The sequence below is a fragment of the Acidobacteriota bacterium genome (assembly GCA_003696075.1).
Taxonomy (GTDB): Bacteria; Acidobacteriota; Polarisedimenticolia; order J045; family J045; genus J045.
In genome coordinates this window covers 25,929-34,788 of sequence record RFHH01000080.1, presented here as the reverse complement: position 1 = coordinate 34,788, position 8,860 = coordinate 25,929, and the positions used below count along the sequence as shown (strand labels likewise).

Below are 8,860 nucleotides of genomic sequence, written 5' to 3'. Positions count from 1 at the left end.
GTGCGGGATCTTCCTGCGGCGAACCCCGCCGATCGCCCCCCGGCGCCGGGCTGCCGACTGGGCCGCCCGGCCGGAGACCGCGGGCGCCACGGCGGAACGGCAGGAGCGCGCCCGGGGGCGCATGGCGGCGGGGGCCGGCGCGGGGGCGAAGCGCCGATCGCCGTCCACGCCGGATTCCTCGCGATCGATCGCCGCCGGCCGGAGCGCCGGCGGCCGGCCGGAAGGGCGTCCCGCCGCTCGCACCGCTGCGGGGCGATGCGGCGCGCGCCGCGCTTGACACCCGGCACCCGCTCGCATAATCGTCAAATCCGGTGGCCTCCGGTACGATTCGTGTGCGTTCGGGCCACGCCGGCCGATCCCGCGAAACGGAGCGGGGAAAGGGAACGATCGTCGGACGGTCCATGCCGAGCCCAGCCCCCACCGCGCGGCAGACCGCGGCGATCCGGTTCCGCGGCGTCCGCAAGAGCTACAAGACGCACTTCTGGCAGCGGCCGGTCGTCTCCCTCGACGGGTTGGAGCTCGAGGTTCGCGAGGGGGAGATCCTCGGGCTGATCGGTCCCAACGGCGCGGGAAAGACGACGGCGATCAAGCTCGCCCTCGGACTGCTGTTCCCCGACCGGGGCGAGGTGACGCTGATGGGCCGCCCCGCGGACGAGCCCTCGGCGCGTGCTGCCGTGGGGTACCTCCCGGAGAACCCCTACTTTCCGGACGACCTGACCGGCCGCGAGCTGGTCGACTTCGCCGCGCGGATGCACGGAATCCCCGCGCCCGAGCGGGCGTCGCTCGTCCCGGAGCTGCTGGAGCGGGTCGGTCTGGGCGGCGCGATCGACCGCAAACTGCGCCGCTACTCGAAGGGAATGGTCCAGCGTGCCGGGATGGCGCGGGCCCTCGCCGGACGCCCGCGGCTGGTGATCCTCGACGAGCCGATGAGCGGGCTCGATCCGGTGGGCCGGAGGGAGTTTCGCGACCTGATCCTCGGGCTCAAGAGAGACGGGGTCACAGTGCTCTTCGCCTCGCACGTGCTCTCCGACGCGGAGATGCTGTGCGACCGCGTCGCGATCCTCGTCCGCGGCCGGCTGCGCGAGCTGCTCGACCTCGGCACCCTCTCGCGCCGCCGGCGAATCCTCGGCTGGGAGGTCGAGGTGCGGGGCGGCCAGGAGATCGCCGGAGCGGAGCCTATCAGCGTCCGCGGGGAAGAGCGGCTGCTGCGCTTCCCGGCCTCGGCCACCGCCGGGGAGATCCTCGCCGCCGTGGACCGCGCGGGCGCGTCGCTACAGGCGCTCGTGCCCCAGCGGGAGCGGCTGGAGGACCTCTTCCTCCGGGCGGTGGGCGGGGAGGAAGAACCGTGACCCGCGTCGCCGCCATCGCGAGAGCGACGCTCGCCGAGGCGATCCGCCAGCGGATCCTCTATCTGCTGCTGGTCTTCGCCGTCGTGCTGATCGCCTTCTCCCGCGTGCTGTCCCTCCTCACCGTCGGGGACGACGTGAAGATCATCAAGGACATCGGCCTGTCGGCGATCAACCTCTTCGGCCTGATGATCACGCTCTTCGTCGGCGTGGGGATGCTGTTCCGCGACATGGAACGGCGGACGGTCCAGACCACCCTCGCCCTGCCGGTGGCCCGCTGGGAGTACGTCCTCGGCAAGTTCGCGGGACTGGCCGCGGCGATCACGGTGAACACCGCGCTCATGGCGGCCGCGATGTTCGCGGTGCTTGCCATCAGGGGTGCATTCGACCCCGCGTTGATCGTCGCGGTGTTCATGCTCTGGGTGGAGCTGGTGTTCGTCACCGCGGCGGCCGTCTTCTTCGCGTCGTTCTCCACGCCGATCTTCACCGCACTGTTCACCGCCGCCACCTGGCTGGTCGGCCACCTTCTGTGGTCGCTGCCGCTCCTCGAACAGCGGCTCGGAGAGGGGGCCGCGCGAGCGGCCGTCCATGCCGTGTACCTGGTCCTTCCCGACCTCGAGTACGGCGACGTGCGGCCGCTCGCCGTGCACGGCCTCGACATCCCCGCCGACCGCCTGGTGCTGGCCACCCTCCACGAGGCCGCGTACGCGGGCCTGATGCTGCTCGTCGCCTGCGCGGCGTTTCGCCGGAGGGACCTCGTCTGATGCTGCGGCGGGCCCTCGTCGCGGCCCTGGCGCTGGCCCTGGCGGCCGGCGCGCTCGGGGCCCGCTACGGTCTCGAGCAGGCGGGGACGACGCGCGTCGCCGCCGGACTGCTCTATCTGCCGAAGGGTGCGGCGCTGCGGGCGATGAGCCTCGGGCAGGAGGAGAGCCTCGCCGACCTGCTCTACCTGTGGGCCATCCAGTACTACTCGAACTACGAGGACCGCAGCCGCTACGCGTTCGTCGACCGGATCTTCCGCGGCGCCATCACCGAACTGGATCCCAGGTTTCTCGAGGCCTACCTCGTCGGCGCGCTGATCATGTCGGTCGAGGCGCGGCGTCCCGACCTCGCACTCCGCCTGTACGACAAGGGGATCGAGATGATGCCCGAGAACTGGGAGATCGCCTACTGGGCCGGCTGGGAGTGCTACTACCAGAAGGACTACATCGGAGCGCGCCGCTACTGGAGGCTGGGGGCGGCCCGGCCCGGCGCCCCGCCGGAACTCCAGCGCCACGCCGCGCGCATGCTGGAACTGGCGGGCGACCTCCGGGCGGCGCTGGCGGAGTACGAGGAGCTGTACGAAAACCCCCCCGACGAGCGCACGAAGGCGGTGGCCGCCGCCTGGATCGAGCGGCTGCGGACCGAGATCGGCCTGCGCGAGGTGGACGAGGCGCTGAGCCGCTATCGCGAGCGGTACGGGCGGTGCGCGCCCGATCTGGCCGCGCTCCGGCGAGCCGGGATGCTGGGGCCCCTCCCCGGCGAGGTGGAGGGCGAACCGCCGCCGTTCGTCGTCGATACCGAGGACTGCCGGGCGCTTCCGGCTCCGCGGCACTCCTTCGAGAAGGCGCGGTGACCCCGGGCGCGATCTGGTCCGCCTACACCGACGCGGTGCTGTTCGCGTTCGGGGCCGTGGTCGGGTCCTTCCTGAACGTCTGCATCCACCGCCTCCCGCGCGGCGAGAGCGTCGTGCGCCCGCGCTCCGCCTGCCCGCGTTGCGGCGCGGCGATCCGGTGGCACGAGAACGTCCCGATCCTCTCGTACATCTGGCTCGGGGGGCGTTGCGCCTCGTGCGGCGGCCAGATCGCGCTGCGCTACCCGCTGGTGGAGACGGGCAACGCCGTGCTGTGGGTGGCGATCGGGTGGCGCTTCGGCTTCACCGTGCAGACCCTGGTGCTGCTTCCCTTCGCCTCGGCGATGCTCGTGCTCTTCTTCACCGACTACGACCACCGGCTCCTTCCGGATCGGGTCACCCTTCCGCTCGCCGCGGCCGGTCTTCTCACCGCGCCCTGGAACGGCCGGCTCGACTTCGGCCTCGCACTCGCGGGGCTGTCGGGGGCCGGCGGCCGGCTGGCCGCCTCGGTCGCCGGCGCGATCGCCGGATACGGGATCTTCTTTCTGCTCGCGCTCGCGTGGCGCGTCCTGTTCGACCGGGAGGCGCTGGGCGGGGGTGATCTCAAGATGATGCTCGGGGTGGGTGCCTTCCTCGGGATCCCCGGTGTCTTCCTCACGATCTTCGCCGCGTCGCTCGCCGGCACGCTGCTGAGCCTCCCCGGCCTGCTCTCGGGTCGCTGGTCGATGACGAAGGAGCTGCCGTTCGGCTGTTTCCTCGCCCCGGCGGCGCTGGTGGCGATGTTCTGGGGAGTGGAGATCGCCGCCTGGTACACCGGGCTGCTCGCCGCCTGACCGGCCGCGCCGCCGGCGTCACTGCACGATCGCGCGGCGGCAGCGGTCCCCGACGTCGAGCGTGTCGACCACTCCGAGCCCCTCCACGACCCGTGCGAAGACCGTGAAGCGCCCGTCCAGATGGGGCGCCGGCGCAAGGGTCACGAAGATCTGGCAGCCGCCCGTGTCGGGACCGGCGTTGGGCATTCCCACCACACCCGCGCCGTCGAATCGCAGGGGAGCGATCTCGTCGCGCAGGAGAACGCCGCCCGTGCCCCACCCGTCGCCGCGCGGGTCGAGACCCTGGACCACGAATCCCGTGACGACGCGGTGGAAGGGAAGGCCGTCGAGCTTTCCCTCGCGCGCCCGCGCCACGAAGCTCGCGACGTGGTGCGGAGCCGCCTCCGGGTCGAGTTGGAGGACGATGTCCCCGCGGTCGGTCCGCAGCGTGACCCGGGGAGCCGGCCGGCCTCGCGGCCAGGCGGGCGCCGTCGACCGCCAGTGCCCCGGCGACGGATCGGCACCTTCCTCCCCCGCCGCCTCGAGCGCGTCCCGCGCGGCGAGGGCGACGGCCGGGGCCGGGTCGGCCAGCGCGGCCCGGAGAAATCGCTCCGCCCGCGCCGGATCGAGGCGCCCGGCGGACCTCACCGCCCCGAGCCGCAGCTCCACCCGTTCCGGCCCCCGTGCCGTGCCGTACAGCCGCTCCAGCGCGGCCACGTCCCCCGGATGCCCCACGCGCCCGAGCAGATCGGCTGCCGTTCCCGCGATCGCGACATCCTTCGAACGGAGCGCCTCGAGGGCTTCGGCGCGGGCCGTCGCCGGAGCGATTTCCCCGAGCGTCTCGAGCGCCGCGGACGCCGGCCGCGGGTCGGCATCGAGGCGGAGGCGCCGCAGCAGTCGCACCGCCTCGCTGACGGGCAGATTGCGCGCGGCGCGCGCCGCGGCGGCGCGGAGGTAGGGATTGCGAGAGCGTTCCGCCGCCCGGAACAGGGGGAGGGCGCGCACCGGGGCCAACCGCGCGAGCAGGCGCAGTGCCGCCCCGCGAACGCGCGGGGAAGGATCGGAAGCGGCGAGAGCCTCGATCCGGCCGGCCGCCTCGCGCGGAAGCGGGAGAGCCTCGAGCGCCTCGAGTGCGGCGAGGCGCAGGTGGTGCGCGGCCGGCCCGGCCGCCCGATCCAAGGCGTCGAGGAGCGGCCCCGCCGCCTGCGGGCCGGCGGCGCGGGCCAGCGCGAGGGCGGCGGCCGCGGCCACGTGGGGGGACGGGTCGGCGAGCCTTTCCCCGAGAGCGAGGGCGGCGCCGGGACCCGCTCGGGCGAGCGCCCGAGCGGCGAACAGCCGGACGCGGGGATCGCCGTCCGCGAGCGCCGCCTCGAGTTCGGGCGCGGGGAGGGGGAGCGCCTCGATCTCCGCCAGAGCGTAGGCGGCGCGCCACCTCTCGCCGGCGCCGGATGCGCGGAGGAGCGAGGCGAGCTTCCCGGCGATCTTCCCGGCCTCCCCGGCGTCCAGCGGCACCGGCTCCGCGGCGTGCCGGCCGGCCAGACGGGCGAGGGCGAGCGCCGCCGCTCCGCGGACTTCCTCCGCGGGATCGCCGAGGGCCCGCGCCAGCAGGCCGATCTCCTCCCTTCCTCCGACCTTGCCGAGCGCCTCGCAGGCGAGCATGCGCTGGCCCGGCTCGACCGCGGCGAGCGCCGCCCGGAGCGCGGAACGAGCCGCCTCGCCGCCCGCCTGCCCCAGCGCGAACAGAATCTCCTCGCGCACCGCCGGAGAGCGCTCCGCCCCGAGCCGGCCGGCGAGCAGCGGGGCCAGCCCGGGATCGCGCAGCCGGCCGATCGCCCGGGCGGCGGCCGCGCGCACCGCCGGTTCCCCCGCCGCCAGGGCGCGGCTCCAGAAGCGCCGGTCCGGGACCCTCGCATCCTCCCGCGAGGCGATCGAGTCGAGCCCCGGCGGCGCGCAGGCGGCGGCCAGAAGGGCCAGCCCCACGGCCAGTTCGCGCCCCATGGTCTCCTCTCCGGTGGTGGGACATCATACGGCGGCCGCCGTCCGGCGATGCCGGGACGGGATCGGAGGAGGGAAGGGACCGTGCTGAGGATCGTCCGCCGGCGGCATCGCGCGCTTCTCGTCGATCGGGGGGATGTCGTCAGCAGCCTGCCGGACCGTCCCGGTCCGACCCACGACCTGTTCGACGTCCTGGCGGCGGCGGTGGCCGCCTTCGCTCCCGGACCGCGGCTCGCTCTCCTCGGATTCGCTGCGGGGAGCGTCGTGGCGCCGCTCCGCGCCTTGGGGTGGACGGCGCCGATCGAGGCCGTGGACCGCGATCCGCGAGGGCAGGAGATCTTCCGGCGGATGGCCGCGGGATGGGCGGGGGTGGTGCACGTCTGCCGGGCCGACGCGTACGCCTGGCTCGCCCGCCGCAGGGCGAGGTTCGACGCGGTGCTGGACGATCTCTCCATGCCCGGTCTGGAGGGGCAGGTGAAGCCTCCGATCAGCCTCGACGGCCTGCCGGACCTGATCGCCCGCCGTCTCTCCCCTCGCGGCGTCGCGGTCGTCAACCTGCTCCCGGTTCCCGGCGGGAGCTGGCGGGAGGCGATCGCCGCGGTGGCCGCGCCGTTTCCCGAGACGATCGTCGTCGAAGGGGAGCTGTGGGAGAACCGGGTGGCGATCGCCGGGTCGGCGCTCCCGCCGCCCCGCGCGGCCGGGCGGCGGCTGCGCCGCGCGCTGGCCGCGCTCGGCTCCCGCGAGGCCGGCCGCATCCGGATCCGCCGGCACCGGGCCGGCCGGTGAAGCGGCTCGACCGTTCCCTCGGCCTGAGAAGCGTCGTCGCGATCAGCGTCGGCGCCATGGCCGGGGGCGGACTGTTCGTCCTCCCCGGGCCCGCCTCCGCGCTGACGGGACCGTCTTTGTGGCTGGCCTACCTCCTGGCCGGGGTTCTCGTTCTCCCGGCGGCCCTCGCCAAGGCGGAGCTGGCCACCGCCATGCCCTCCTCGGGGGGCACCTACCTGTTCATCGAGAGGAGCCTCGGTCCGTTCGCGGGGGCCGTCTCGGGGATCGGCGCCGCTCTCTCCCTGCTGCTCAAGGGCTGCTTCGCCCTGGCGGGTCTGGGGGCGTACGTCCTGGCGTCGGCTCCCGGCGCGCACGGTTCCGCGGCCCGCGCCGAGACCGCCCTCGCCCTGGGCATCCTGGCCGGGGTGACGGCGCTCAACGTGCTCGGCGTTCGCCGTGTGGGCCGGCTCCAGAAGCCGCTCGTCGCGATCACCGTCGGCACCCTGGCCGCGGCCGCGGTCGCGGCGCTGCCCGGCATTCGCCGCGATTTCCTCGTGCCCCAAACGCCTTCCGGCTTTTCCGGCCTCGCCGGCGCCGCCGCCTTCGTCTTCGCCTCCTACGCGGGGGTCACGAAGATCGCCGCCGTCGCCGAGGAAGTGAGGGATCCGGGGAGGACGATCCCGAGGGGCATCCTTCTCTCGCTGGTGGGGATGGGGACGCTGTATGCCGCGGTGGCGTTCGTTCTCGCCGGGAGGATCCCGCTCGCGGAACTGGCGCACGATGCGGCCCCGATCGCCACGCTCGGCGCCGCGATCGGCGGGGTGCCGTTGCGGTGGGCGCTGTCGGCCGTGGCGGTGCTGGCGCTCGGATCCGAGGCGAACGCGACGCTGCTCGCGGCGTCGCGCTTTCCGTTCGCGATGGCGCGCGACGGACTGCTTCCGGGCCGGTTGGGCACCGTCGACCCGCGCCTGCTGACGCCGGTGGCGTCGATCCTCGCCTGCGCGGGCTTCATGCTGTTCGCCATCCTGGCGCTCGACGTGGTGGCGCTCGCAAAGCTCGCGTCGGGATTCCAGATCCTCGTCTTCTGCCTCGAAAATCTCTCGCTGATCGTCTTCCGGGAAGCCGGCGCCGCCTGGTACCGCCCCACGTACCGCGTCCCGCTCTATCCCCTCCCGCCACTGGCCGGGATCCTCGGGGGAATGGCGTTGCTGGTCGCTCTCGGAGCCGACGCCCTGGCGGGGATCGCGCTGTTCACCGGCGTCGCGGCGGCGTGGCATCTGGCCTACGGCCGCTCGCGCGTCTCCCGGCGCGGGCTCCTCCAGAACCTCGGCCGCCGCACCGACCTCGTGGAGGCCCCGCCGGGAGCCGCCGCGGAGGCCCCGATTCCGGAGGCCCGGGTGGTGGTGGCGCTGTTCGGCAAGGAACGGTCTCCCGAGGCGCTCTTCGAGATCGGCGCCGCGCTGCGGCCCTCGCCGGAATCGCGAATCGACGTCCTCTACCTGCGCGAGATTCCCGGCCAGACCGAGCTGGCCGGCGGGACCGGGGAGGACGATCGGATCGCGGCGGTGCGACGCCGCGTGCTCGCCATCGCGGGCCGGCTCGGCGTGGACGCTGCGTTCGTCGTCGTCGTCACGCACGATGCGCGGCGCGCGCTGTACGCCCAGGCCGCGGCCGCCCACTGCGAGTGGGTCATCGTCGGCCACCGGCGGCGGCGGTACGCGAGCTTCGTCGGACGGCCCCTGCTGTGGATCCTCCACCATCTCCCGGCGGCGGTCGGCTCGTTCCGCGACGCCGGGGTGCGCGTCTACCAGCGCATCCTGGTGCTCGCGCGTCCCGGACCGCACGAGGGAGAGCTGCTCAGGGTGGCCGTGGCGCTCGCCCGCGCGCACGGGGGGCGCTTGACCTTCGTGGACGTGCTGGAGCCGGGCGCACCCGCGGCGCGGCGCGAGGAGGTCGTGCGCTTCCACCGGAGGCTCGTCGCGGAGTGCGGCGCTCCGGCCGATGCGGAGATCCTCACGGGGGCCGATCCGGTGGAGGCGGTCGTCCACGCGACCGCCGGCGCCGATCTGCTGATCCTCGCTTCCGAAGACGAGCCCCCGCTGCGGCGGCTCGTCCGCGGCTCGGTCAGCGACCGGATCGTCGAGCGGGCGCTGTGCTCGGTCGTCCAGCTTCACCCCGATCGGGGCTCGGCGGCGAGGTCAAGCGGCGCCGGAGACGGCCGATAGGGAAAGTGACGGGATCCGCCGGGGGCGGACCCGCCGATCGCGAGGAATCCGGCCATTTCGGGGCGCTGGTCGGAAGCGGGCGGACGGGCGTCCGCGGGAGGGGAG

Annotated in this window: 5 protein-coding genes and 1 pseudogene; 5 read left to right on the top strand and 1 reads right to left on the bottom strand. The window is 74.4% G+C overall.

Going from position 1 to position 8,860, the window contains the following annotated elements:
- Nucleotides 1-332: 332 nt before the first annotated feature.
- From D6718_05470 to D6718_05455, 4 genes and pseudogenes are all read left to right on the top strand, one after another.
- The gene (locus D6718_05470; protein ID RMG46587.1) at nt 333-1,349 is read left to right on the top strand and encodes an ABC transporter ATP-binding protein; all 1,017 of its coding nucleotides are present in this window, start codon (nt 333-335) and stop codon (nt 1,347-1,349) included.
- Nucleotides 1,346-2,110 carry an ABC transporter permease gene (locus D6718_05465; protein ID RMG46586.1) on the top strand — a complete coding sequence of 255 codons (765 nt, stop codon included), beginning with the start codon at nt 1,346-1,348 and terminating at the stop codon, nt 2,108-2,110. Before D6718_05470 ends, D6718_05465 begins: the two co-directional genes overlap by 4 nt.
- Nucleotides 2,111-2,297: 187 nt before the next feature.
- Nucleotides 2,298-3,257, top strand: a pseudogene (locus tag D6718_05460) (hypothetical protein).
- A 45-nt stretch (nt 3,258-3,302) separates the two neighbouring features.
- Nucleotides 3,303-3,791 carry a prepilin peptidase gene (locus D6718_05455; GenBank protein RMG46589.1) on the top strand — a complete coding sequence of 163 codons (489 nt, stop codon included), beginning with the start codon at nt 3,303-3,305 and terminating at the stop codon, nt 3,789-3,791.
- An 18-nt stretch (nt 3,792-3,809) separates the two neighbouring features.
- On the opposite strand, the gene D6718_05450 is transcribed toward D6718_05455, so the two are convergent.
- Nucleotides 3,810-5,768, bottom strand: coding sequence for a hypothetical protein (locus D6718_05450; GenBank protein ID RMG46585.1), 1,959 nt, complete (start codon nt 5,766-5,768; stop codon nt 3,810-3,812).
- 356 nt (nt 5,769-6,124) lie between these two features.
- Here D6718_05450 and D6718_05445 point away from each other — a divergent pair, with 356 nt between their 5' ends.
- Nucleotides 6,125-8,755, top strand: coding sequence for an amino acid permease (locus D6718_05445; GenBank protein RMG46584.1), 2,631 nt, complete (start codon nt 6,125-6,127; stop codon nt 8,753-8,755).
- The last annotated feature ends 105 nt before the right edge of the window (nt 8,756-8,860 follow it).

Bases quoted from the DNA above. Each gene is read 5' to 3' on its own strand.
- D6718_05455 (RMG46589.1), top strand. From the start codon at position 3,303: ATGCTCGTGCTCTTCTTCACCGACTACGACCACCGGCTCCTTCCGGAT.
- D6718_05450 (RMG46585.1), bottom strand. From the start codon at position 5,768: ATGGGGCGCGAACTGGCCGTGGGGCTGGCCCTTCTGGCCGCCGCCTGC.
- D6718_05445 (RMG46584.1), top strand. From the start codon at position 6,125: ATGGGCGGGGGTGGTGCACGTCTGCCGGGCCGACGCGTACGCCTGGCT.